This window comes from Streptomyces ochraceiscleroticus (genome assembly GCF_000720485.1).
Taxonomy (GTDB): domain Bacteria; phylum Actinomycetota; class Actinomycetes; order Streptomycetales; family Streptomycetaceae; genus Streptomyces; species Streptomyces ochraceiscleroticus.
This window is the reverse complement of record NZ_JOAX01000020.1, coordinates 189,831-212,162: the sequence shown is the minus strand read 5'-3', so window position 1 is coordinate 212,162 and position 22,332 is coordinate 189,831. Positions and strand designations below refer to the sequence as shown.

General features: G+C 74.0%; 17 protein-coding genes and 1 pseudogene. 9 read left to right on the top strand and 9 right to left on the bottom strand.

Annotated elements, in window-relative coordinates:
* Positions 1 to 48: 48 nt before the first annotated feature.
* Positions 49 to 1,350: a GAF domain-containing protein gene (locus IG84_RS0124180; RefSeq protein WP_031061070.1), complete on the bottom strand. Its 1,302-nt coding sequence runs from the start codon at positions 1,348 to 1,350 to the stop codon at positions 49 to 51.
* Between the two features lie 325 nt (positions 1,351 to 1,675).
* Between IG84_RS0124180 and IG84_RS0124175 the strand changes: the two genes are divergently transcribed.
* Positions 1,676 to 2,749: a YihY/virulence factor BrkB family protein gene (locus tag IG84_RS0124175; protein ID WP_031061067.1), complete on the top strand. Its 1,074-nt coding sequence runs from the start codon at positions 1,676 to 1,678 to the stop codon at positions 2,747 to 2,749.
* Positions 2,750 to 2,786: 37 nt separating this feature from the next.
* Here the strand turns inward: IG84_RS0124175 and IG84_RS0124170 are convergent.
* A pseudogene (locus IG84_RS0124170) lies at positions 2,787 to 3,452 on the bottom strand (GlxA family transcriptional regulator); the annotation flags it as partial.
* 242 nt (positions 3,453 to 3,694) lie between these two features.
* Between IG84_RS0124170 and IG84_RS0124165 the strand changes: the two are divergent.
* Entirely contained in the window at positions 3,695 to 4,021 is a 327-nt protein-coding gene (locus IG84_RS0124165; RefSeq protein WP_031061058.1) for a cupin domain-containing protein, read from the top strand.
* Between the two features lie 48 nt (positions 4,022 to 4,069).
* On the opposite strand, the gene IG84_RS0124160 is transcribed toward IG84_RS0124165, so the two are convergent.
* Both IG84_RS0124160 and IG84_RS0124155 read right to left on the bottom strand, forming a co-directional pair.
* Positions 4,070 to 5,521, bottom strand: a complete 1,452-nt coding sequence (locus tag IG84_RS0124160; protein ID WP_031061055.1) for an amino acid permease — start codon at positions 5,519 to 5,521, stop codon at positions 4,070 to 4,072.
* A 193-nt stretch (positions 5,522 to 5,714) separates the two neighbouring features.
* Positions 5,715 to 6,680 carry a hypothetical protein gene (locus IG84_RS0124155; RefSeq protein WP_031061052.1) on the bottom strand — a complete coding sequence of 322 codons (966 nt, stop codon included), beginning with the start codon at positions 6,678 to 6,680 and terminating at the stop codon, positions 5,715 to 5,717.
* Between the two features lie 427 nt (positions 6,681 to 7,107).
* Between IG84_RS0124155 and rsgA the strand changes: the two genes are divergently transcribed.
* The 6 genes from rsgA to IG84_RS0124125 all read left to right on the top strand — a co-directional run bounded on the left by rsgA (position 7,108) and on the right by IG84_RS0124125 (position 14,460).
* Complete coding sequence (gene rsgA / locus IG84_RS0124150; protein WP_031061049.1) at positions 7,108 to 8,226, top strand: ribosome small subunit-dependent GTPase A; 1,119 nt, start codon at positions 7,108 to 7,110, stop codon at positions 8,224 to 8,226.
* Between the two features lie 130 nt (positions 8,227 to 8,356).
* Positions 8,357 to 9,868 carry an Ada metal-binding domain-containing protein gene (locus IG84_RS0124145; RefSeq protein WP_078649320.1) on the top strand — a complete coding sequence of 504 codons (1,512 nt, stop codon included), beginning with the start codon at positions 8,357 to 8,359 and terminating at the stop codon, positions 9,866 to 9,868.
* Positions 9,846 to 10,352: a methylated-DNA--[protein]-cysteine S-methyltransferase gene (locus IG84_RS0124140; protein WP_031061043.1), complete on the top strand. Its 507-nt coding sequence runs from the start codon at positions 9,846 to 9,848 to the stop codon at positions 10,350 to 10,352. The genes IG84_RS0124145 and IG84_RS0124140 overlap by 23 nt, the downstream gene beginning before the upstream one ends.
* 63 nt (positions 10,353 to 10,415) lie before the next feature.
* A complete protein-coding gene (locus IG84_RS0124135) occupies positions 10,416 to 11,648 on the top strand; it encodes a protein phosphatase 2C domain-containing protein (RefSeq protein WP_031061041.1) in 1,233 nt (410 codons plus the stop codon).
* A 166-nt stretch (positions 11,649 to 11,814) separates the two neighbouring features.
* Positions 11,815 to 13,557 (top strand): pyruvate dehydrogenase, encoded by a 1,743-nt coding sequence (locus IG84_RS0124130; RefSeq protein WP_031061039.1) that lies wholly within the window; start codon positions 11,815 to 11,817, stop codon positions 13,555 to 13,557.
* A 420-nt stretch (positions 13,558 to 13,977) separates the two neighbouring features.
* Positions 13,978 to 14,460, top strand: a complete 483-nt coding sequence (locus tag IG84_RS0124125) for an ATP-binding protein (protein ID WP_078649318.1) — start codon at positions 13,978 to 13,980, stop codon at positions 14,458 to 14,460.
* Between the two features lie 89 nt (positions 14,461 to 14,549).
* Here IG84_RS0124125 and IG84_RS0124120 read toward each other — a convergent pair whose 3' ends face one another.
* On the bottom strand, positions 14,550 to 15,704 hold the full coding sequence (locus IG84_RS0124120; protein WP_031061035.1) for a DUF2637 domain-containing protein: 1,155 nt from the start codon (positions 15,702 to 15,704) through the stop codon (positions 14,550 to 14,552).
* A gap of 227 nt (positions 15,705 to 15,931) precedes the next feature.
* Positions 15,932 to 16,780 carry a (2Fe-2S)-binding protein gene (locus IG84_RS0124115; protein ID WP_031061032.1) on the bottom strand — a complete coding sequence of 283 codons (849 nt, stop codon included), beginning with the start codon at positions 16,778 to 16,780 and terminating at the stop codon, positions 15,932 to 15,934.
* A 116-nt stretch (positions 16,781 to 16,896) separates the two neighbouring features.
* On the opposite strand from IG84_RS0124115, the gene IG84_RS38165 reads away from it, so the two are divergent.
* The gene (locus IG84_RS38165; RefSeq protein WP_037800792.1) at positions 16,897 to 17,745 is read left to right on the top strand and encodes a GntR family transcriptional regulator; all 849 of its coding nucleotides are present in this window, start codon (positions 16,897 to 16,899) and stop codon (positions 17,743 to 17,745) included.
* Between the two features lie 55 nt (positions 17,746 to 17,800).
* Here IG84_RS38165 and IG84_RS0124105 read toward each other — a convergent pair whose 3' ends face one another.
* From IG84_RS0124105 to IG84_RS0124095, 3 genes are all read right to left on the bottom strand, one after another.
* Positions 17,801 to 18,655, bottom strand: coding sequence for a hypothetical protein (locus IG84_RS0124105; protein ID WP_382467526.1), 855 nt, complete (start codon positions 18,653 to 18,655; stop codon positions 17,801 to 17,803).
* A 459-nt stretch (positions 18,656 to 19,114) separates the two neighbouring features.
* Positions 19,115 to 20,401: a DUF1266 domain-containing protein gene (locus tag IG84_RS0124100; RefSeq protein WP_382467525.1), complete on the bottom strand. Its 1,287-nt coding sequence runs from the start codon at positions 20,399 to 20,401 to the stop codon at positions 19,115 to 19,117.
* 87 nt (positions 20,402 to 20,488) lie between these two features.
* The gene (locus tag IG84_RS0124095) at positions 20,489 to 22,156 is read right to left on the bottom strand and encodes a PucR family transcriptional regulator (RefSeq protein WP_031061019.1); all 1,668 of its coding nucleotides are present in this window, start codon (positions 22,154 to 22,156) and stop codon (positions 20,489 to 20,491) included.
* Positions 22,157 to 22,332 lie beyond the last annotated feature (176 nt).

Below are 22,332 nucleotides of genomic sequence, written 5' to 3'. Positions count from 1 at the left end.
GCGGTGCGACGGCCCGGGCCTCCGGTACCGGCCCACGCGGCCCGGCCCTCAGCGGCAGCCCGCTCGCGCCGCGACCACCGAAGGCGCCGTGGAGTGGGGGAGGAGATCCGGCGCGCGCGGCGGGCGGCGCAGATCGACGTCGACCTCGTCGGCGAAGCGGTACGGGCGGTGCGAGAGGACGCAGCCGAGGGTGCGGCGCAGCCGGGAGAGCTCCGCGCGGACCGTCGCCGTGCGGCGGGCGTCGCCGAACAGGTCGAGGGCCAGCTCCGCCGACGTGCGGCCCTCGGGGTGGACGGCCAGGGTGAAGAGCAGCTCGGCGTGGCGCGGGCTCAGCTCGTGCGTCCAGCTTCCGGCCGGGCCGCCGACCGTCACCGTCCAGCCGGCCCGGCCGCTGAGGTCCAGCACCACCCGGCTCGGCGCGGGCCCCGGCGGCCCGTCCTCCCCGATCCGCACCAGCCAGCCGCCCGGCAGCGGCTCCAGCGCGCAGGCGCCGTACCGCGGCAGCCACAGCGGGCCGGCCTGCGGCGACCGGGGCAGCGCGATCCGCGTGGGCGGCGCCGTGCCGGTGGCCGCGGCCGTCCAGCCGTCCCGGTCCACGGCCAGCGCCCGCCCGCCCAGCCGGGCGAGCAGCGGCGCGGCGCTCGCCCGCAGCCGGTCCAGCGCGGCCAGGTGCCGGGTGCGCTCCTCGCACTCGGCGAGCCGGGCGACCGCGGAGACCAGCGAGAGCGTCGTGGGATGGAAGGAGTGCGCCGGGCCGCTGAGGTCCACCACACCCAGCAGCCGCCCGTCGCGCGGGTCGTGCAGCGGCGCCCCGGCACAGGTCCACTGGTGGTGGGTGCGGACGTAGTGCTCGGCGGAGTGCACCAGGACCGGGGCGCGGGTGACCAGCGCGGTACCGATGCCGTTCGTGCCGACCACGTCCTCGGTCCAGTCGGCGCCCGGCTCGAAGCCGTGCCGGTCGGCCATCCGGCGCACCGGGGCCGCGCCCTCCCGCCACAGCACCCGGCCCTCGGGGTCGGTCACCACCAGGATCTGCTGCGCGGCGTCCGCGGCCGGGAGGAGGTGGGAGTGCAGTACGGGCAGCAGCCGCAGCAGCTGCGAGCGGGCCCGGCGCTCCTCCAGCTCGGTCAGGGACAGCGGCCGCGCGCGGCGGTCCCGGTCCGGGTCGAGGCCGCTGCCGATCACCCGCCGCCAGGATTCCCCGATCACGCTGCGGGGGCCGTCGGGCGGTTCGTCCCCCGCGAGGGTGGCCTCCCGTACGGAAGCCAGCCGGCGGGCCGCTTCCCGGGGGTCCAGCGCCGCTGCCAGGACGGGGGTCCGGGTCCTGTCGTGGTGCCGTGTGCTCAACATCGCTCCGCTTGTGCTGTTTTGGGGTATCGCCGCGGCCCATCGTGCCGGGGCCGGGGCCCGGCGGAGGCGGAATCGGCAGATCCGTTGCAACGTCGTGCAACGGTTGCCGCGCCGGGTGCGAGCGGAAAGGCTGGGCGCGAGCCGTTTCCGTACGCCGGGGACCGGGCCTCCGTACCGGGTCCGCCCTCGCCAGGGCCGGCCACTCCCGCCGGAAGCGGTGCCGAGTCGGCGCGGCACCGCTTCCGCGCGGCGGCGGCGTCCGGTCCGGCACCCTGCGCGGCGTCACGTCATGGGCCGTCGCCGCCCTGCCGGATACGGTGGCGAGGTGCAGCCAGCGAACGAACCAGCCGAGCGCCCCACGGGCCGTCTGCACAGGGCTCGCGTCCTGTACCGCCATGTACCGAAACGCCGCCTCGGGTGGCTGCTGCTCAAGGACACCGTGCACTCCTGCGTGGAGTACCGCGTCACCGGCCTCGCCGCCGAGGCCGCCTTCTTCTGCCTGCTCTCGCTGCCCCCGCTGTTCCTCGGCCTCATCGGGCTGCTGGGCTATCTGCAGCCGTGGGTCGGCCACGACACCATCGACACGATCCGGGCGAACATCCTCACCGCGTCCGCGGCCGTGCTGTCCGACAAGGGCGTCGACGAGATCGCCCGGCCGCTGCTGGACGACATCTTCCGCGGCGGTCGCCCCGACGTCATCTCGATCGGCTTCGCCATCGCCCTGTGGTCGGGCTCGCGTGCGCTGAACGTCTTCGTCGACACCATCACGATCATGTACGGCCTGGAGGGCAGGCGCGGCATCGTCGCCACCCGCCTGCTGGCGTTCTTCCTCTACCTCGTCGCGCTCGTGCTCGGCGCGGTCGCGCTGCCCCTGATGGTCGCGGGCCCGGACACCGTCGTCCATCTGCTGCCGTCCAGCGAGGACGTCATCCGGGCGCTGTACTGGCCGGTCGTCCTGCTGGTCTCGGTCGCCTTCCTGACCACGCTGTACCACGTGTCCGTACCGGTCCGCTCCCCCTGGCAGGAGGACATCCCCGGCGCGGTGGTCGCGCTCGCGATGTGGCTGCTGGGCAGCCTGCTGCTGCGTGTCTACCTCGCCGCGACGGTCGAGGGCCCGACGATCTACGGCTCGCTCGCCGCGCCCGTCGCGGTCCTGCTGTGGATCGGCGTCTCGGCCTTCGCGGTACTGGTCGGCGCGGCGGTCAACGCGGCGCTGGACCGGGTCTGGCCCTCGCTGGAGACCGCGGCGGGCCGCGCGGAGCGCGAGGAGCGCCGCCGCGCCGAGGCCGAACCGCTGCGCCACGCGCGGGAGGAGGCCGAGCGGGAGAACGAACTCGACGACGGGGACGGGGAAGAGAGCGCAGGCGGGGGCGGGCCGGGGCCGGAGAAGGAGAAGTGACGGCGCCCCGTCTCCGGGACGGATCACCGCGCTCGCCTCACCGCCGCTCGCCGAACACCCGCCGGTACGCGCCGGGCGTGGTCCCCAGCGCCGCGCGGAAACGGCGCCGCAGATTGACCGCCGAGGAGAGCCCGACCCGCGCGGCCACCGCCTCCACCGCGAGGTCGGTCTCCTCCAGCAGCACCCGCGCCGCGTCGATGCGCCGGGCCAGCAGCCACTGTCCGGGACTGACGCCGAGCTGCTCGGCGAACCGGCGGGCGAGCGTCCGCTCCGACAGCCCGGCCCGCTCGGCCAGCCGGGCCACGCTCAGCTCGCCGTCCAGCCGGCTCAGCGCCCACTCCAGTACCGGCGCGAGCGACGCGTCCGCGCGGGCCGGGGCCGCGGGCTCCGCCGCGTACTGCAGCTGACTGCCCTCCCGGTGCGGCGGCAGCACCATGCCGCGGGCGATCGCGGCGGCGTACGCGGCGCCGCGGTCCCGCCGGACGAGGTGCAGGCACAGATCGATGCCGGCGCCGCTGCCCGCGCTGGTCGCCACGTCCCCGTGGTCCACGTACAGCACGTCCGCCTCGACCCGCACGGCGGGGAACTCGGCGGCCAGCCGCGCGGTGCGCCGCCAGTGCGTGGTCGCGCTGCGGCCGTCCAGCAGCCCGGCCTGGGCCAGCGCGAACGCGCCGCTGCAGATGCGGGCGCCGTGCCTGCGTGCGTCCGGTATGGCGGCCTGCGGCGACTCGCCGTAGGAGTGCGGCTCCGTCGCCGGGTGCGGCCACATCGTGGCTGCTCGCGCAGTTCCCCGCGCCCCTTCAGGGGCGCGGGGAACTGCGCGAGCAACCCGCGGGACGGGGCGGTCGGCCGACGGCCGGATCACCCACGGCGGGAAGTCCGTCGTGCTGACCCCGGCACAGGCGAGGTCGGCAGCAGCACAGGACCCGCCGGGAGCGGGGCGGCATCAGATGCAGAGCGACCGAGCTGAAGACCGTGCTGCACGTCGACGACGCGGAGACGCAGGAGGTCGGCCCCGGCATCGTGCGGCGCCGGCTGCAGCGGACCGAGTACGCCCGGGGCTGGCTGATCGAGTTCGCTCCGGGGGCGGAGTGGCCGGTGGTGGACCACCATCCCGCCGAGGAGCGGTACTTCGTCCTCGACGGGGAGGTCATCGAGGGCGACGAGCGGCACGGGCCCGGCACGTACGTGGTGTTCGCGCCGGGCAGCAGCCACCGGCCGCGGACGGAGACGGGGGCGCGAATCCTCGGAATCACCGTCCGGGGCCGGTGACCCGGCGGCGCCGGCGGCCCGGAGCCGTCGGCGCCGCACCGGCATCCGTCAGATCAGGTCCATCGCCGCCACCTCGTCCGGGCGGCCGTAGCTGACCGGGCCCTGGAAGCGGTGCCGGGCGGTGGCGAACCACCACACCGTGGCGATGACCAGCACCACCGCGAGCGCGATCGGCGCGTAGTTGAACGAGCCGGGCGTGATGGGGGACGCCTGCGGCAGCATGAACAGCACGTTGCTCAGCACGATCCAGACCACCGCGACCGCCGCGACGGGCCTGCCCCAGCGGCCCAGGTTCCACGGCCCCGGCTCGAAGGTGTCCAGCCGCAGCCGCAGGAAGATCGGTACGCCGTACGCGAGGAACAGCCCGACGACGTTGACGCTGACGATGGCGGTGAAGGCGGTGTGCGACCACCAGCCGGGGATCACCAGCACCAGCGAGCAGGCGGCGGCGAGCCAGACCGCCTTGACGGGTGTACGGGTGCGCGCGGAGACCGAGTGCCACCAGCGCGAGCCGGGCATCGCGCCGTCCCGCGAAAAGGCAAAGATCTGGCGGGTGTTGCTGGTCATATTGGCCAGTCCGCAGAAGAGCATCGCGCCGATGACGATCAGCAGCAGGAACTTGGCGGTGCCGGTACCGAGCGCGTCGATGAGAATCTGTACGGGCGGTGCGTCAGCGCTCGCTTCCGCTGAGTAATCACGTATCGCGTAGACCAGGGCGAGCATCAGGACCAGGCCGGCCACGGCGGAGTACCCGATCGCCCGCATGATTCCCTTCGGGGCGTTGACGGTCGCGCCCACGGTTTCTTCCGACATATGGAAGCTGCCGTCGAATCCGGTGAACGTCCAGCTCGTGACGAGCAGGCCCAGCAGCGCGCCGTAAAGTCCGTTGGTGAAGCCGGTGTTGTTGGCGAAATGCGTCACGAACGAGGCCGACCGGTGGTGTTCGGGCAGCACGGTCAGCGCCACGACGATGACCACCATCCCGACCAGCAGCCACCACACCGAGATCCGGTTCAAGATGGCGACCAGGTGCACGGTGTAGGTGTTGGCCAGCGCCTGGACCAGCAGGATCGCCGCCGTGATGAGGACCGTGCGCTGCTCGGAGACCTGGTAGGACGGCCACTGCATCGCGAGGAACGCCTGGATGAAGGTGGCCGCCGCATAGCCGGTGGCGGCCGTACCGCCGACCTGCCCCACGAAATTCAGCCAGCCCGTGTACCAGGACCAGGCCCCTTTGTGCCGCTTGGCGAGCTTGCCCGCGGAGAAATACAGCGCGCCGCTGGTGGGATAGGCGGAGGTGATTTCCGCCATCGAGGCGCCGATGAAGAGCACCAGAATAGAGACGGCAATCCAGCCGAACACCAGGACGCGCGGACCGCCGGCATTCATGCCGAAGCCGAAGGACGAAAAAATCCCGGATATGATGTTGATGATCGTGAAGGAGATCGCGAAATTGTCGAATGCGCGGAATCTCCGGGTGAGTTTCCGGGGATATCCCATGGCGTGCAGGGTCGCGTCATCGTCCAGCGTGGGGGGCTGCTCCTCCCGCCGGCGGGCGCGCACCCGGGCGAGAAATGCGGAATCGGACACGGACGAACCTTTCCGGTGACGGTCAGTGAGGTGTCGGTGTGATGTGGGGGGAACGACACTCATCCCGAGTCGGGACAGTGCTCATCCCGGGTCCGGACAGTGCTCATCCCGAGTCGGGAGCGTGCGGGACGGGGAGCCCGCACCGGCGCCTGGCCCTGCTGAGCTGCTCGGCCGGGTCGCCGAACGCGCTCCAGGGCATCCGTGAGGCGTACGGGCCCATGGCCGTGAAGACCGCCCGCGCCTCGAACTCGTGGCGTGCCATGCACAGCGCGTGCGCCAGATACGCCAGGTCCAGCACGGGCGTGAAGCGGTAGCCGGCCACCTCCGGCAGCCAGTGCTGGTAGATCCGCAGCGCGACCTGCCGCCACTGCGGCTGCTCCCACGTGCGGTCGGCGAGCGGCGCGCCCGGGTCGTACTCCTCGACCGCGGCCACCAGCGGCAGCAGCCGCAGCGCCGAGGCGGCCGGGGCGCGCTGCGCGAGGAAGGCGGCGACGTCCCAGGCGGCGCCCGCCGACCCGCCGTGCCGCGCGAAGAAGCACGCCAGGAAACGGTGGTGGGCCTCGCGGTGCCATGGATCCAGCCGCAGGATGTGCGAGAAGAGCGACCAGGGGCCGGGCGGCGCGGTGATCAGGCCCTCCGGCGCCGGGTCGAGGTGGCGCTGGAAGCGGGCCAGCGAGAGCCTGGCGGCCCATGGCGTCGGGTCCATCGGCGCGAGCTCCGCGGCGCGGTCGCAGGCGGCCAGCGCGATCCGGCTCAGCGTGGTGGCGTGCCGGTCGTGCGCGTCGGCGGCGCGGGAGGCGCGCAGCGCCGCGACCCGCGCCCACAGCAGCGCCGCCTCGGTCCCCGGCTCCTCGGCGAGCCAGCGCTCGGTCAGATCCGAATCGGCCGCCTCGGAGGCCAGTACCAGAGAACGGTGCGCCCGTACGCCGAAATCGTCGCGGCTCTCCTTCAGGATCTCCCGGGCGCTGAAGTAGCGCCCCGCCCGCACATCCACACAGGCGCTCGCCAGCCGCCGGTCATCGGCCGCCGGATGCCATACGTACTGCCCTTCGAACAGGCCAGCGGCCATGCTGCGTGCCGTTCCTTCCCCCGTAATCGGCGATGCGCATTCGGCCGGAAATCCTCCAGGTCTCCGGCTGACGCCACACCTTACTCAGGTGCCACACGGACCGAAAGCAGGCACTCGAGCAACTAATTTTCGGCGGCTGGTTATCGGCGGCTGTCGACAGATTCTCAGCAGGGCGGTACGGAAAATCGTTGGCGACGCCGTGCACGGCCGCTCTAGGCTCTGCACGTACGAGATCGCCGACGAGCGATCCGGCGACGACCGACGAACGAGGAGGTGTGGACCGATGGCTGTCACTGCGCTGGGCGCTGCCCGCATCCGGAAGATCATCCACCCCACCTCCGTGGTTCCCGGCTGACCTCAACTCCTCTTCGGCGCGCCCGAGTTGCGCGCCCGCCGCCGGGACCACCCGCTTCGAAGGGTCATCCCGTTGTCCGACCTCACGTCCGACATCACCGCTGCGCACCCCCTCGCCCCCTACGGCTGGGACGCGGACCACGCGCAGGAGTTCACCCCGTACGCCGAGCAGGGTCTGCTGCCCGGCCGCCTGGTCCGCGTCGACCGCGGCCGGGTGGACGCCGTCGTGCCCGGCGACGACGGCGTCCGTACCGTGCTCGCGAGCACCGCGCTCGTGGCCACGAGCGACCCGCTCAAGGTGCCGTGCACCGGCGACTGGGCCGCGATCGATCCCGGCAGCGGGCCGGACGCCGTCGTCCGCGCGCTGCTCCCGCGGCGCACCGCCCTGGTGCGGTCCGCCTCCTCCAAGCGCTCCGAGGGCCAGATCCTGGCCGCCAACATCGACCACGCGGTCGTCGCCGTCTCCCTCGCCGAGCCGCTCGACCTCGGACGCGTCGAACGCTTCGTGTCCCTGGCATGGGAGAGCAGCGCCACCCCCGTCGTGGCGCTGACCAAGGCGGACCTGGTGCCGGACGCGGCGGGCCTCGCCCACCTCGTCGCCGACACCGAGACCGTCGCGCCCGGCGTACCGGTACTGGCGGTGAGCGCGGCGACCGGCGCAGGGCTGGACGTCCTCGCGGCGGTACTGGCCGGCGGCACGTCCGTGCTGCTCGGCCGGTCCGGCGCGGGCAAGTCCACCCTCGCCAACGCGGTGCTCGGCGCCGAGATCCAGGACGTGCACGCCGTACGCGACCGGGACGGCAAGGGGCGGCACACCACGACCACCCGCGACCTGCTGGTGCTGCCCGGCGGCGGGGTGCTGATCGATACCCCGGGGCTGCGCGGCGTCGGCATGTGGGACGCCGAGGAGGGCCTCGCCCGCACCTTCACCGATGTCGAGGAGCTGGCTGCGCGGTGCCGGTTCCACGACTGCGCGCACACCGCCGAGCCGGGGTGCGCGGTGCTGGCGGCCGTGGAGGCGGGCGACCTGCCGCAGCGCCGCCTGGACAGCTACCGCAAGCTGCTGCGCGAGAACCAGCGCATCGTCGCCAAGACCGACGTCCGGCTCCGCGCCGAGCTGCGCCGGGACTGGAAACAGAAGCAGGCGCTCGGGCGGCACATGGGGGAGCGGAAGCGGGGGCCGCGAGGCTAGCCGGCCGGTCCGGGCCGCCCGCCCCGCGACGGCGGGCGGCCCGGAGGCGCGTACCCGCGCACGGGCCGCCCCGAGCGCCATGTCCGATTTCCGCCGGAAGCGGCTGCCGCGATCCCGCACACTGGACGGTGTGAAGGACGAAAGCAGCAGGTACGAGGCGGTGGCGAGCCGGGACGCGCGCTTCGACGGAGAATTCTTCTTCGCCGTGGTGACGACCGGCATCTACTGCCGCCCGAGCTGTCCCGCTGTCACCCCGAAGCGGGCCAACGTGCGGTTCTTCCCGTCCGCTGCCGCCGCCCAGGGCGCCGGCTTCCGGGCCTGCCGCCGCTGCCGCCCGGACGCCGTCCCCGGCTCGGCCGACTGGAACGTCCGGGCCGACCTGGTGGGCCGCGCGATGCGCTTCATCGGCGACGGCGTCGTCGACCGCGAGGGCGTCGCGGGCCTTGCCGCGCGGCTCGGCTACAGCGCCCGCCAGGTGCAGCGCCAGCTCACCGCCGAGCTGGGCGCAGGCCCGGTCGCGCTGGCCCGCGCCCGCCGCGCGCACACCGCGCGCATCCTGCTCCAGACCACCGGCCTGCCGGTCACGGAGCTGGCGTTCGCCGCCGGCTTCGCCAGCGTCCGGCAGTTCAACGCGACCATGCGGGAGATCTACGGCAGCACCCCCAGCGAGCTGCGCGCCGCGGCACGCGGCCGCACCGCGCGCGGGGAACACGGCACCCCCGGCGGCATCCCGCTGCGGCTCGCCTTCCGGGGCCCGTACGCCGCCCGGGAGATCTTCGACGACCTCCAGGTCGCGGCCGTACCGGGCGTCGAGGAGGTCATCGGCGTCCCCGGGGCCCGTACGTACCGCCGCACCCTGCGCCTCACCTACGGCACCGCCGTCGCCGAGGTCGGCGAGCGGCCCGGAGGGTCCGCAGGGCCGGTCCGCTCCGGCTGGCTCGACTGCCGGCTGCACCTCACCGACCTGCGCGACCTGCCCACCGCCGGCCAGCGGCTGCGCCTCCTGTTCGACCTGGACGCCGATCCGTACGCGGTCGCCGCCCGGCTGTCGGCCGACCCGCTGCTCCGGCCGCTGGTCGCGGCCCGCCCCGGGCTGCGCTCGCCGGGCGCGGCCGATCCGGCGGAGCAGGCGGTACGGACCGTGCTCGGCGGGCCACCGGAGCGCGCCGCCGCCCTCGTACGGGCGCACGGCAAGCCGCTGGACACCCCCGACGGCACGCTCACCCACCTCTTCCCGACGCCGGAGGAGCTGGCCGGGGCGGATGCCGGGGAGGGCGTACGGGCGCTGTGCGCGGCGCTCGCCGACGGCACGGTGGACCTCGCGGCGGGCGCGGACCGGGACGCCGCCGAGCGCGCCCTCGCCGCGCTCCCGGGCGTCGGCCCCGCCGCGGCGGCGGTCATCAGAAGGCGCGCCCTGGGCGACCCGGACGTGGGCCCGCCGGACGCCGCCCCGGAGGCGGAGCGCTGGCAGCCATGGCGCTCGTACGCCTTCCAGTACCTCCGGCACGCGGGCCTTCTGGCCGGTGCCGCGCACGAAACCGAAGACCACGACACGGCTCACTCCGAAGACCGCAACACGGCTCACGCCGAAGACCACGACTCGAAGGACAGCATCAACCATGCCGCTCTACACGCTGCTTGACAGTCCGCTCGGCCGGCTGACCCTCGTGGGCGAGCCGTCGGCCGACGCCCCCGGCGGCACGGTACTGATCGCGCTCTCCCTGCCCGGCCAGAAGGGCGGCGTCGTGCCCTCGGGGGACTGGATCCGTGAACCGGCCGCCTTCGCCGAGGCGGAACGGCAGCTGAAGGAGTACTTCGCGGGCGAGCGCCGGGACTTCGCGCTGACCCTGGCCACCCGCGGCACCGCCTTCCGCGAGCGCGTCTGGACGGCGCTGGACGCCATCCCGTACGGCGAGACCGCCAGTTACGGGGAGATCGCCCGCCGCATCGGGGCCACGCGCCCCGCCGTTCGGGCCGTCGGCACCGCGATCGGCGCGAATCCGCTGCTGATCCTGCGCCCCTGCCACCGCGTCATCGGAGCCGACGGCTCGCTCACCGGATACGCCGGTGGCCTGGACCGCAAGCGCACCCTGCTGTCCCTGGAGGGCGTCGACGCGGCCCGGTGACGCGTCGCGGAGCACTCTTTTGTGCACTGTTTCGCTGCCACTCGGCCATGGACAATACGGTCCATGAGCCAGCAGGGGGACACACGCGGACATGAGGACGACTGGTGGCGCGAGCTGTACGAAGCGGGCGACGGCAAGCCGGGTGACGCGGGGCCCTCGACCGCGCCGGACACGCTGGACGACCGCGTCGACTCGGCCCTGCGCACGCTGGACGCGGCCGTCGCGCCCGAAGCGGCCGATGCGTTCGAAGCAGCCGATGAGGCCGACGCGCCCGAGCCGCCCGTCCCCGTAGTGGAGTTCATCGGGGACCGCCCGCCCACGTACGCGGCCGAGCCGGTCGCGCTGCCCGCGGCCGACCCGGCCGACCTCGCCGGGCTCGTCCCGGACACCGAGCTGGACGGCGCGCAGTACGGCACGCTCACGCTGCGCGCCGCGTCCGTGCGCGGCGACTCCGCCCGGTACCGCGGCGACCCGCGCCGCGACGCACTGCTCACCGCCCGCTTCGGTGCCGGGCGGCAGACCCTGATCCTGATCGCCGTCGCCTCCGGTGCGCACGCCTCGCCCGAGGGGCACCGCGCGGCGCGGGACGCCTGCCAGTGGATCGGTGCCGCCGTCGGCCGCTCCGGCTCGCGGCTGGCCGACGACATCCGTACCGGCCGCCGCGAAGCTCTCAGGTCCGGGCTGCAGCGGCTCACCGACCGGAGCTACGGCCGGCTGCGGGCCCGCGCCGCCGAGCTGGGCCTGGACCCCCGCGAGTACACCGCTTCGCTGCGCTGCCTGCTGCTGCCCGCCGACCCGGCGTGCCGCACCCGCGTCTTCTTCGGCCTCGGCGGCGGCGGGCTCTTCCGGCTCCGGGACGGCGTCTGGCAGGACCTGGAGCCACCGCTGCCGCCGGACGAGGCGGTCGGCGGGCCGGTCGTCGGGTACGGCACGCAGTCGCCCGGCATCCCGGCGCAGCGCGGGCCGGCCGGCCCGGAGCCGACCGCGCAGGACCCGGAGCCGACGATGAACCTCGGCGTGACCGGGGCGCCGGGAGCCACTCCCGAAGCCGCTCCCGAACCCGTCGGCGAACCGTTCCTCTTCCGCGCCTCCGTGGCCCGCTCCGGCGACACCCTGCTGCTGTGCAGCGCCGGTCTGGCCGAGCCGCTGCGCGAGACGCCCGACTTCGCCGCGCGGCTGGCCGGGCGGTGGGCCGAGACCGAGCCGCCGGGGCTGGCCGCCTTCCTGGCCGACGCCCAGCTCCGCGTGAAGGGCCACGCGAAGGACCGCACGGCCGCGGCGGTGTGGGAGAGCTGAGTACCGCGGTGCGGTACAGCCGAGAGCTGCGCCGCAGCGCGCCGTACGCCTTCCGGGGCCGCCCCGGGAATGAGTGGTAGAACCGAACCGATGCCGCAAAGGCGGGCAAATCACCTCCCCGCGGGCGGCGCGAGCCACTGATCCCCACCCGAAGGGCGTGCGCGCGATGGCGAAGCAGACCGTGGCCGAGCAGTTCGTCGACATCCTGGCGCGCGCCGGGGTCAAGCGGCTGTACGGAGTCGTCGGCGACAGCCTGAACCCCGTCGTCGACGCCATCCGCCGCACCTCGGCCGTCGACTGGGTCCAGGTCCGGCACGAGGAGGTCGCGGCCTTCGCGGCCGGCGCCGAGGCCCAGATCACCGGCCGGCTCGCCGCCTGCGCCGGCTCCTGCGGCCCGGGCAACCTCCACCTCATCAACGGCCTGTTCGACGCCCACCGTTCGATGGCCCCCGTACTGGCGCTGGCCTCGCACATCCCGTCCAGCGAGATCGGCACCAGCTTCTTCCAGGAGACCCACCCCGACCAGCTCTTCCAGGAGTGCAGCCACTACTGCGAGCTGATCTCCAACACCCGGCAGATGCCGCGCGTCCTGCAGACCGCGATCCAGCACGCGGTGGGCCGCAGCGGCGTCTCCGTGGTCGCGCTGCCCGGCGACATCGCGGGCGAGCCGGCCCCCGAGCGCGCCGAGGAGCACGCGCTGGTCACCGCGCGGCCCTCCGTGCGCCCGGGCGACGCCGAGATCGCACAGCTCGCCCGCATGATCGACCAGGCCGGCAAGGTCACGCTCTTCTGCGGCAGCGGTACGGCGGGCGCGCACGCCGAAGTCATGGCACTGGCCGAGAAGATCAAGTCGCCCGTCGGCCACGCGCTGCGCGGCAAGGAGTGGATCCAGTACGACAATCCGTACGACGTCGGCATGAGCGGTCTGCTCGGGTACGGCGCCGCCTACGAGGCCACGCACGAGTGCGATCTGCTGATCCTGCTCGGCACGGACTTCCCGTACAACGCGTTCCTCCCGAAGGACGTGCCGATCGTGCAGGTCGACGTGCGAGCCGAGCACCTCGGCCGCCGTTCCACGCTGGACCTGGCCGTCTGGGGCGACGTACGGGAGACGCTGCGCTGCCTGACCCCGCTGGTCCAGGAGAAGAAGAACCGCCGCTTCCTGGACCGGATGCTGAAGAAGCACGCCGACGCGCTGGAGGGCGTGGTCAAGGCGTACACCCGCAAGGTGGACCGGCACGTGCCGGTCCACCCCGAGTACGTGGCCTCGGTGCTGGACGAGGAAGCCTCGGACGACGCGGTCTTCACCGTGGACACCGGCATGTGCAACGTCTGGGCGGCGCGTTACCTCACGCCCAACGGGCGCCGCCGCGTCATCGGTTCGTTCACGCACGGCTCGATGGCCAACGCGCTGCCGCAGGCCATCGGCGCGCAGCTCACCGACCGCAGGCGGCAGGTCGTCTCGATGTCGGGGGACGGCGGATTCTCCATGCTCATGGGTGACTTCCTCACCCTGGTCCAGCACAATCTGCCGGTGAAGGTCGTCCTGTTCAACAATTCCTCACTCGGGATGGTCGAGCTGGAGATGCTGGTGGCGGGCCTCCCCTCGTACGGCACCGGCAATCAGAACCCCGACTTCGCGGCCATCGCACGGGCGGCGGGTGCGTACGGCGTCCGCGTGGAGAAGCCGAAGCACCTGCGGGGCGCGCTGCGGGACGCCTTCAAGCACAACGGGCCCGCGCTCGTCGACGTCGTCACCGACCCGAACGCGCTGTCCATCCCGCCGAAGATCAGCGCCGACATGGTGACCGGGTTCGCGCTCTCCGCGGGCAAGATCGTGCTGGACGGCGGCGTGGGCCGGATGGTCCAGATGGCCCGGTCCAACCTCCGCAACATCCCCCGCTTCTGAGCCATTACCGTCCAGCGGGGCACATGCCCCGCACCTGTGCCCTTTGCGCAGGAGGAGTCAGGAGCTTCTGGGCTGCGCCGCAGTGCCGCGGGGGTCCGGACGCGGGCGTAGCCGTACCGGGCCACTCGGCGGACCCCGCGCCTCGACAGCTCCTCCGGGAGGAGCTGTACCGGCTGCGGCAGTGGGCCGGTCGACAGCGAGGGCGAATTCGTCCTACGGACGGCCGTGTCGCCCCGACGTTTCCGCCCTTGTCATGACAGCCGGGCCGGACGTTGGTCGGGACCAACCGGGCATCCCGTGGCATATGCGGAAGCAGGGGGCGAAGCTTGGGTCGTACCCCGACGGGCATGCATCGATCTGAGGTTGTTCGAAAGATCGGGGATGAAGATCGGGGACACCGGAGCGCTCGGGGCGGGGAGGATGAAGCGTCAGCCTGTACGGGGCGAGCAACTGCACGGACGGACCGACGGGCCGGTCACCGGCCCCTTCGACGGCCGTGGCGGCACATGGATCGAAGGGCAGCGGCCGAGGGCCATCCGGCACCGGCTGCGCCGCGCCGACCTGACGGCGGTGGCGATGGTCCGCAGGGACCTGCGCCAACTGCTCGTCCACTGGGGGGATTCCGGCAGGTCGGACATCGCGGAGCTGCTCATCAGCGAGCTGGTCACCAACGCCCTGGTGCACACCGACCGGGGCGCCGTGGTGACCGTGACGGTCACCGACCGCCTGCGGGTGGAAGTACGGGACTTCGTGTCCCGGCGGCCGCAGCCCCGCAGACCGACCACCGAAGGCACTTCGGGGAGAGGACTGATGCTGGTGCGCTCGCTCGCGGACTCCTGGGGCATACGGATGCACGGGGTCGGCAAGTGCGTGTGGTTCGAACTGGGCGGCACGGCGGCGTGAGTGCCGGTGCCCGGATCGGGTGAACGTGCGGCGGGCCGCCCCTTCAGGGGGCGGCCCGCCGCTCTGCTGTCACGGTCCCTTCGGCTCGCTCAGCCGAACTGCCGCTCGATCTCGGCGAGTTTCTCCTCCAGGGAGTCCAGTCGCGGGATCGTCTGTGTGTCGTCCTCGGCGGTGAGGTCCACGGTCCGCCGGCCCGACCGCTCGGCGCCGCCATCGGCGCGGCCGGTCACGGCCTTCAGCGTGGGGCGGGTCCGCAGCCGGCCGCCCTCCGTTTCCATGCCCGGGCTCCCGGCAGGAGGCGGCGCCTCCACCGCCTGCCCGTCGGCCCCCTGCCCCCCGGCCGTATGGTCTCCGGCCGTACGGCCCTCGCCCGCAGGGGCCTCGATCGCCGGCGCTCCGGCCTGCTGCGCCACCGGCCGTCCGGTCACCGCGGCCGGCACCTGACGGGGGCCGCGCCCCCACCGGTGCTGCCGGTTCAGCGCCTTCACCCGGGCCCGGTCCAGCTTGTCCTGCTCGCGCCGGCGCCGCCGGGTCTGCTCCTTCTCGCGGCGGTCCTCGCGTACCTCATCGACCGCCTCGTCCAGGCTCCGCACGCCCTCCAGCAGCATCAGCGACCAGGCGGCGAACGTCTCGCGCGGGGCACGCAGCCAGCGCACCATCCGGATCTGCGGCAGCGGCCGCGGCACCAGACCCTGTTCGCGCAGTGCCGCCCTGCGGGTCTGCTTGAGCGCCCGGTCGAAGAGGACGGCGGCCGACAGCGACATGCCCGCGAAGAACTGCGGCGCGCCCGCGTGGTCCAAACCGCGCGGCGCGTGCACCCAGTTGAACCACGCGGCCGCGCCCGCGAACGTCCACACCAGCATCCGGGAGCCGAGCGCCGCGTCACCGTGGCTGGCCTCGCGCACGGCCAGTACGGAACAGAACATCGCGGCGCCGTCCAGGCCGAACGGCACCAGGTACTCCCAGCCCCCGGAGAGGTTGAGGTTCTGCCGGCCGAAGCCGACCAGGCCGTGGAAGGAGAGCGCGGCCGCCACCGCGGCGCAGCAGAAGAGCAGCAGGTAGGACGCCGAGCCGTAGACCGCCTCCTTGCGGCGCCGGCGTTCCTCGCTGCGCTCCCAGGAGTCGTCGGCCGCCTTGTCCGCACTCTGCTTGCCGCGCAGGACCACCGCCACGGCTGCCGTGACACCGACGAGCAGCAGGGCTCCCGGGACGAGCCAGTCCAGCGATATGTCCGTCATTCTCATCTGGGACCCCTTGCATCGCGGTACGCGTTTCGCGCGACATCCTGGCGGAGTCGGCCGGTACGGCAGGGGTTTTCGGGGCAAGAGGACGCCAAGGAGGCGCCCCGGCCCGCCGAGAGGGGCAAACTGTTCGCACAGCCTTGAGGGCGGCGGCAGTTGAGTTCGATTTCCGCCACTCGATCGGGTGGCGGGGGAGTAGAGCGTTGTGGCGGGGGAGCGGAGCGCTCGGGTCAGGCGCTCGCGGTGAGCCGCGCGACCCGGTCCGCGTCACACGTACGCGGACAGGTGACGCAGGTGTCCTCCGGGCGCACGGTGTAGAACATGCAGCAGCTCGCGCGGTCCCGCGTCGGGAGCGCCTCGCCGGCCGGGCCGGTCAGCTCGCGGAAGCCCGCGCCGCCGACGTACGGCGCCGTCGAGCCCGGCAGCAGCCGCGCCACCTCGGCCACGGCGCGCGGCTCCTCGCCGAGGAGGTGGCCGAGGTACCACAGTCCCTCGACGATCTCGTCCGTCGCCATGCCCCACAGGGCGCGCGGGCCGCGCCGCACGCGGGGCCGGAAGCCGTCGAGAACCGGCCCCAGGTGCTCGGCGACCGCGGCCCGCACCTCGGCGCGCAGCGCCTCTTCGTCGGCCACGACCACGGCACCCGGCAGCCCGGCCGCCGGGTCGTCGGGCAGGCACGCGAAGGACGTGATGCGTACGGCCGCGTGGCCCAGCTCCCGCGGGAAGAAGACGGCGCCGGCGGGCAGCCGGGGCACCCGGCGGTGCAGGAACCACGGCATGGTGATCAGCAGACAGGCCGGCCAGGCATACCGGTGCAGACCGAAGCTGGCCACGACGTCCGGGCGGGCGCGCTTCCCGTAGTTCTTGATCACCTGCGCGTCGTCCCAGGCCAGGAAGGCGTCCAGGGCCGCGCCGCCGGCCGCCAGCTCCGCCGCGCTCGTCCAGTCCTCGCCCGTCGGCGCCGCGTCCTGCGGCCCGAGCTCGGTCACCCGCAGCCCCGGGAAGACCTCGGTGAGCCGGGCATAGGCGCCGGTCACGGGGGAAGGGGACGGCCGGGCGGCGAGGACGGAAGCAGGCATGCGGAGGACCACCGAATCGCGTCGTTGGCAGGTAAGGCTTACCTTAGCGGAACTCTCCGAGGTTTGAACTGCGACGGGGGCCGCCTATGGTGCTCAAGGACATCAGGAGGTACCCCATGGAGCAGCGCGGAGCGGAACAGCCGCCGCGAATACGCGCGCGCGTGCCCGCGCAGGGGCGCCCCGAGGCGGTACGCGGCCGGCACCCGGCCGACGCCGACGGCGCCGTCACCCACGCCGTAGCGGCCCCGCCCGCAGCACCCTCCGCCGCGCCGCGCGTCGCCGCCCCGGCCGCGCCGTCCGCCGCCCCGGCCGAGTCCTCCGCCGCGCCGTCCGTACGCAAGCCGCAGCGGCACTCCGTACGCGCGCAGGTCCTGTCAGCCCTTCGCGACGCGCTGCTCTCCGGCGAGCTGGCCCCCGGCGCCGTCTACTCGGCGCCCGCGCTCGCCGAGAGCTTCGGCGTGTCGCCGACCCCGGTCCGCGAGGCGATGCAGCAGCTCGCCGTCGAGGGCGCGGTCGAGGTGGTCCCCAACCGCGGCTTCCGGGTCGCCGAGCGCACCCCCCGCGACCTCGCCGAGCTGGGGGAAGTACGGGCCATGCTGGAGGTACCGGCCGTACTGCGGCTGGCCCGCACGCTGCCCCCCGAGCGCTGGGAGGAGCTGCGCCCCCTGGCCGCCGCGACCGTCACGGCCGCCGGCCACGGCGACTGCGTGGCCTACGCGGAGGCGGACCGCGCCTTCCACCGCGCGCTCCTCGCCCTGACCGGCAACCGCCAGCTCACTCTCGTCGCCGACGACGTACAGCGCCGCACGACCTGGCCGTGCGCCGCCACGAGGGTCGGCGTCGCCGACCTCCTGGCCGACGCCTCGGACCACATGGCCCTCCTCGACGCCCTCCAGGCCCAGGACCTCCCCCTCACCGAACGCATAGCCCGAGACCACCTCACGGGGAACCGCTTCCTCCACTGAGGCTCGCGTTTCTTCCGTTGAGGCTCCGGTCGTTACGCCGGTGAGGCGCCGACCGTTACGCCGCCGTCGTCAGATGATCCGCCAGCCACGTGGGCACGCCGTCCATGAGGCGGAAGAGGCGGGCGGCTTCGGCTCGGAGGCGGGCTGCGTCCTCTTCCGGTGCGGCGTCGGCCAGGGCGGCGAGGGCGGGGGCCGTGCCGATGAGGTAGCCCAGTTCCTCGCGGATGCGGAGGGATTCGGTGAAGCCGTGCCTCGCCTCCGCCAACTCGCCGTCGCGCAGGGCGAGTCCGGCCAGATGGCGCCAGGTGAAGGAGAGCAGGAGCGGGTCGTCGTGCGCGGTGGCCGCGGCGTGTGCGCGGCGGTAGGCGGCCCGCGCGGACTGCGGGCTGTCGGCGATGTGCTCGGCCATCAGGCCGCGCCGGAAGTCGAGCAGCGCGCGCCCCTCGGCGGCCGGTGGCAGCAGCGCCGCGGCGCGGCCGAGCGCCGCCCTGGCCTCGTCGGCGCGGTCGCGTACGCCCAGGACCGTGGCGGCGTAGGCGAGATGGCCGCGCTCGCAGGCCGCGTCGCCGCGCTCGTCGTCGGTGCCCGCGCGGGCCTCGGCGTACCGCAGCGCGTCCTCGGCCTCGGCCCAGCCGGTGCCGGTGAACATGCAACGCTCCACGAGGAGCGCCGCGCGGCGGAGAGCGGCGGTCGGGTGGGCCGCCACGTGTGGTGCGAGCAGTGCGGCCGCGTCCTCCCAGCAGCCGCGGGACCGGAGCCGCCAGACCGCCCGGTCCAGTGGGTCGTCCCCGGTCCCGTCCGCGGCCGGGCCGGCGGTCCTGGCCGCCGGCAGTCCCGTCACCGGTGCTCCCGGCACCGGCAGTCGTTCGACAGATCCTTCGGACCCGTTGGTTTCGGCAGATTCCGGCATGGCGGTGTCCGCCACATTGCCCTCCCCGAGCGCACCTTTGAGCTGGACTGGAAGCAGTGGGCGAATCTCAGCACGAATGTCGGCGTGGGGCCAAGGGGCTGGGTGAATGATTTCACAATCTCCGGCGGGCCGTGTACGGCGCGGAGTTGAGGCGCTAGAGAAGCCGATCATGGCTGCCCGGCAGGGGGGTGCGCAGGCGGTGATCGGTCGTCGGCCGCCCTGACCTGGCGCTTCGGTCGCCGTCGCGACAGCGCGCGAAAGCCGCTCGAACGAGTGATCCGGAATCGCGCGGTCGGCCCCGCGCCGTGCGCCCTTTGCCGCCCGCCCCTTGATCCCGGCGCCCGGTCCCGGTGACGGAGGCGGCGGTGGACGCGTGGCGGAGTGCGGACCACCGGATCGCGGGGGTGCGGAGTGCCCGTCGGCGGGGCGGAGATCATCCCCGGCGCCGACCGCTCCGCCCTACTCCCAGGGGATGTTCAACCACGGGCTGGCCGGGTCGGTGGTGAGGATGTGGTGCGCGGTGGCCATGTCTTCGTACCAGTGGCCGAACTCCTCCTCGTCGAACTGCAGGCAGCGGCCGAGGATGAAGCCGGCGGAGAAGTCCTCCCAGGAGCGGTACGCGCTCCGGCTGGCCGCGCCCGCGCGCAGCACGGCCTGCTCCGCCTCCGGCAGGGTGCAGTAGCGCGCGCCGAGCCCCCAGCGGGCCATGCCCGAGGCGCGTCCGTAGTCCCATGCCTCGACGGACCGGACGAACTTGCCCTCGGGCAGTACGCCGTCCGCGCGGAACCGTGCCTCGTACCGTGCGATCCGGCCGATGAGCCGCTGCACCCCGGCGACCTGCGAGGCGACCTCCGCCTCGCCGGGCGGCTCGGTCTTCGTCACGCCCTCCGGGGTGAGCTTGACCTCGGCGCCCTTCTCGGCGTTGTGCCGCAGCACCCGCTCGGCCACCCCGCGCCAGTGGTCCACGCTCACGGCGCCCGCGAAGTCCAGCGCGAGCGAGCGCCGCACGGCGAGCGCGAACTCCCATACCTCGCTGACCATGTCGGCGGCGGTCAGCCGCTCCTGGGCCTGCTGCCACGTCGCGCGGTCGGTGACGTTCCAGAACTCGGCGAGCTGCTTCTTCTCGGGGTAGTAGCCCCGGCCGTGGTGGGCCATGGCGTTCCACGGCCGGCCGTTGCTGACGAACAGCAGAGCCCCGCAGGCGAGTCCGTGCGCCACCGGACCGTGCAGCGGCCCGCCCACGTGCAGGGCCCGCAGTCTGATCCCCTCCTCGTCGGAGGAGGCAGCGGCCGCGGCGTGCCGCTGCCACACGGCCCGGTGCTCGGGGGAGGTCGGGAAGTACGCCTCGCACGGGCTGCCGGGGTTGACGGCCAGCCACGGCGGGTCGTGCGCTTCCCAGTTGCGCGCGTACCAGTCCAGCGAGCCGGACCAGAAGACCGGGTCCTCGACGGGCGCGGGCAGCATGCCGATGGTGAAGGCGGCCAGGCAGGGCGTCCCGGTGCGCTGGTCCCAGTACGGCTGGAAGCGCACCGTGCCCGGATGGGCGTCGGCCGCGGCCCGGGAGTCGGCGATGAACAGCTCGTTGCGGGCCAGTACGTCGAAGTACGCGGGCCAGTCGCCGCGCGTCTTCGCGTCGTGGAGCTGCTGCTCGACCTCGCTCGGCGGCTGCCAGACCGGGGCCGCCGGAGTCGCCGGTTCCGCGGGGTCCGGCTCGGCGGCCGCCTCCGGCCCGTTCGTCATCGCCATGGGAAAACCTTATCGAGCCGTGATCACCGGGCGCGCGGGGGCTGGCCAGCGGTGATCACAGGATGCGCACGGCCGGCCGAGCGGCGCTCACGTCATCCGCAGGGCCAGGAAGAAGTCCAGCTTGTCCTCCAGGCGGGACAGGTCGCGGCCGGTGAGCTGCTCGATGCGGCCGACGCGGTACCGGAGGGTGTTGACGTGCAGGTGCAGCCGGCCGGCGCAGCGGGTCCAGGAACCGTCGCTGTCGAGGAACGCCTCCAGTGTGGGGATCAGCTCGGCGCGGTGCCGGCGGTCGTAGTCCCGGAGCGGGTCCAGCAGCCGGGCCGTGAAGGCGCGGCGCACGTCGTCGGGCACGAAGGGCAGCAGCAGGACGTGGGAGGCCAGCTCCTCGTGGCCGGCGGCGCACACCGGGCCGGGCCGGGCGGCAGCGACCCGGCGGGCGTGCCGGGCCTCCTCCAGCGCGCCGCGCAGTCCCTCAGCCGAATGGACGGCGGCGCTGACGCCGATGGTGAGCCGGCCGTCGTCGGCGAGCCCGCGGGCCAGCGGCTCCTGGACCGCCCGGAGCAGCGACTCCGCGTGCAGGCCCTCGGCCTTGGTGTCCGAGTCGTCCTCGTGCAGCGCGGGCAGCGGTACGAGCGCGACCGCCTCGTCCCCCGTGTGCGCCACGGCGATGCGGTCCGCCGGGTCGGGGCCCGCGCTGCCGGGGTCGACCAGGATCTCTTCGAGGAGGGTCTGCGCGACCGGGCCGCCGGGCAGCTCCCCGCCGTCCCATTCGACGCGCGCGACCACGACCTGCCAGTGCGGCGCCGTGCCCAGGCCCGGCAGCAGCACGGGCGCGGCGACCCGCAGGCGGGCGGCGATCTCGGCGGGCGGGGCGCCGGTCTGGACGAGCTCCAGCACCTCCTGCGCGAGCCGGCGGCGCACCGTACGGGCCGCGTCGCGCCGGTCCCGCTCCACGGCGATCAGTTGCGTGACGCCCTGCAGCAGGTCCAGCCGCTCCGCCGGCCAGTCGCCGGCGTCCGCCTCGACGGCCAGCAGCCAGTCCGAGAGCACGGTCTCGCGCAGGTCGCGGCCGCCGCTGCGGATGGGGAAGAGGGAGTACGTGCTGTTGCCGAGCAGGACGCGGTGCGGGCTGCGCCGCCCGCTGCGCGCCGCCGCCAGGTGCTCGCCCGCCAGCCGGGCGCCGACCGCCGCGTCCCCGGCCGGCGTGGCGTCGCCGCCGGGTGCCGCGCCCGCGATCCGCCGTCCGGTGGGGGAGAGGACCCAGGCGCGCAGGTCGAGGTCGGAGCCGAGCAGGTCCAGGACGACCTCGGGGCCCCCGCCCGCCGGGCCCGACGTCATCAGGCGGCGGTGCCGGTCGACGACGGCGGCCAGGTCGCCGGCCCGCTCGCCGGAGACCTGCCGTACGACGTACTCGGTGATCGAGGCGAAGGAGACCGCCTCGGTGACGGAGAAGAGCGGCAGGCGGTGGTGCGCGCAGGCCGCGATCAGGTCGTCCGGGACCGGCCCCAGCTCCGCCGTGCCGGCCGCCAGACCCGCCACCCCCGCTTGGGCCAGGATGCGTACGAAGGGCTCGGAGTCCGCCGGCTCGCGCCGCCAGGCGAGCCCGGAGAGCACCAGCTCGCCCCCCGAGAGATAGCGGCTGGGGTCGCGCAGGTCGGTGGTCATCACGCCGCGGACCGTTCGGTCCAGCTCGTCCTCGCCCCCGAGCAGCCGCAGGCCCAGGGAGTCGGTGTCCAGGAGTGCGCGGAGCCGCATGACGTTGCCCGCCGATCTTTCTGTCTGGTGTTGCCGGTGGAATACCGCGAGGTTGCCGTGCCCCGCTTTTCGTTCGAATCTACAAGACGGCTGGCCTGGCCAGCCAACCGCTTCATGGTTTCGGTGACTGCACCGGGCGCGTGCCTGGCACGTGTACTGGGTCACATCGCGTAACT

Excerpts from the sequence above, each read along its gene's own strand:
- IG84_RS38165 (WP_037800792.1), top strand. The coding sequence starts at position 16,897 with ATGGAGCAGCGCGGAGCGGAACAGCCGCCGCGAATACGCGCGCGCGTG.
- IG84_RS0124115 (WP_031061032.1), bottom strand. The coding sequence starts at position 16,780 with ATGCCTGCTTCCGTCCTCGCCGCCCGGCCGTCCCCTTCCCCCGTGACC.
- IG84_RS0124130 (WP_031061039.1), top strand. The coding sequence starts at position 11,815 with ATGGCGAAGCAGACCGTGGCCGAGCAGTTCGTCGACATCCTGGCGCGC.
- IG84_RS0124120 (WP_031061035.1), bottom strand. The coding sequence starts at position 15,704 with ATGAGAATGACGGACATATCGCTGGACTGGCTCGTCCCGGGAGCCCTG.
- IG84_RS0124100 (WP_382467525.1), bottom strand. The coding sequence starts at position 20,401 with ATGGCGATGACGAACGGGCCGGAGGCGGCCGCCGAGCCGGACCCCGCG.
- IG84_RS0124160 (WP_031061055.1), bottom strand. The coding sequence starts at position 5,521 with ATGGGATATCCCCGGAAACTCACCCGGAGATTCCGCGCATTCGACAAT.
- IG84_RS0124140 (WP_031061043.1), top strand. The coding sequence starts at position 9,846 with ATGCCGCTCTACACGCTGCTTGACAGTCCGCTCGGCCGGCTGACCCTC.
- IG84_RS0124135 (WP_031061041.1), top strand. The coding sequence starts at position 10,416 with ATGAGCCAGCAGGGGGACACACGCGGACATGAGGACGACTGGTGGCGC.
- IG84_RS0124105 (WP_382467526.1), bottom strand. The coding sequence starts at position 18,655 with ATGCCGGAATCTGCCGAAACCAACGGGTCCGAAGGATCTGTCGAACGA.
- IG84_RS0124180 (WP_031061070.1), bottom strand. The coding sequence starts at position 1,350 with ATGTTGAGCACACGGCACCACGACAGGACCCGGACCCCCGTCCTGGCA.
- IG84_RS0124095 (WP_031061019.1), bottom strand. The coding sequence starts at position 22,156 with ATGCGGCTCCGCGCACTCCTGGACACCGACTCCCTGGGCCTGCGGCTG.
- IG84_RS0124125 (WP_078649318.1), top strand. The coding sequence starts at position 13,978 with ATGAAGCGTCAGCCTGTACGGGGCGAGCAACTGCACGGACGGACCGAC.
- IG84_RS0124155 (WP_031061052.1), bottom strand. The coding sequence starts at position 6,680 with ATGGCCGCTGGCCTGTTCGAAGGGCAGTACGTATGGCATCCGGCGGCC.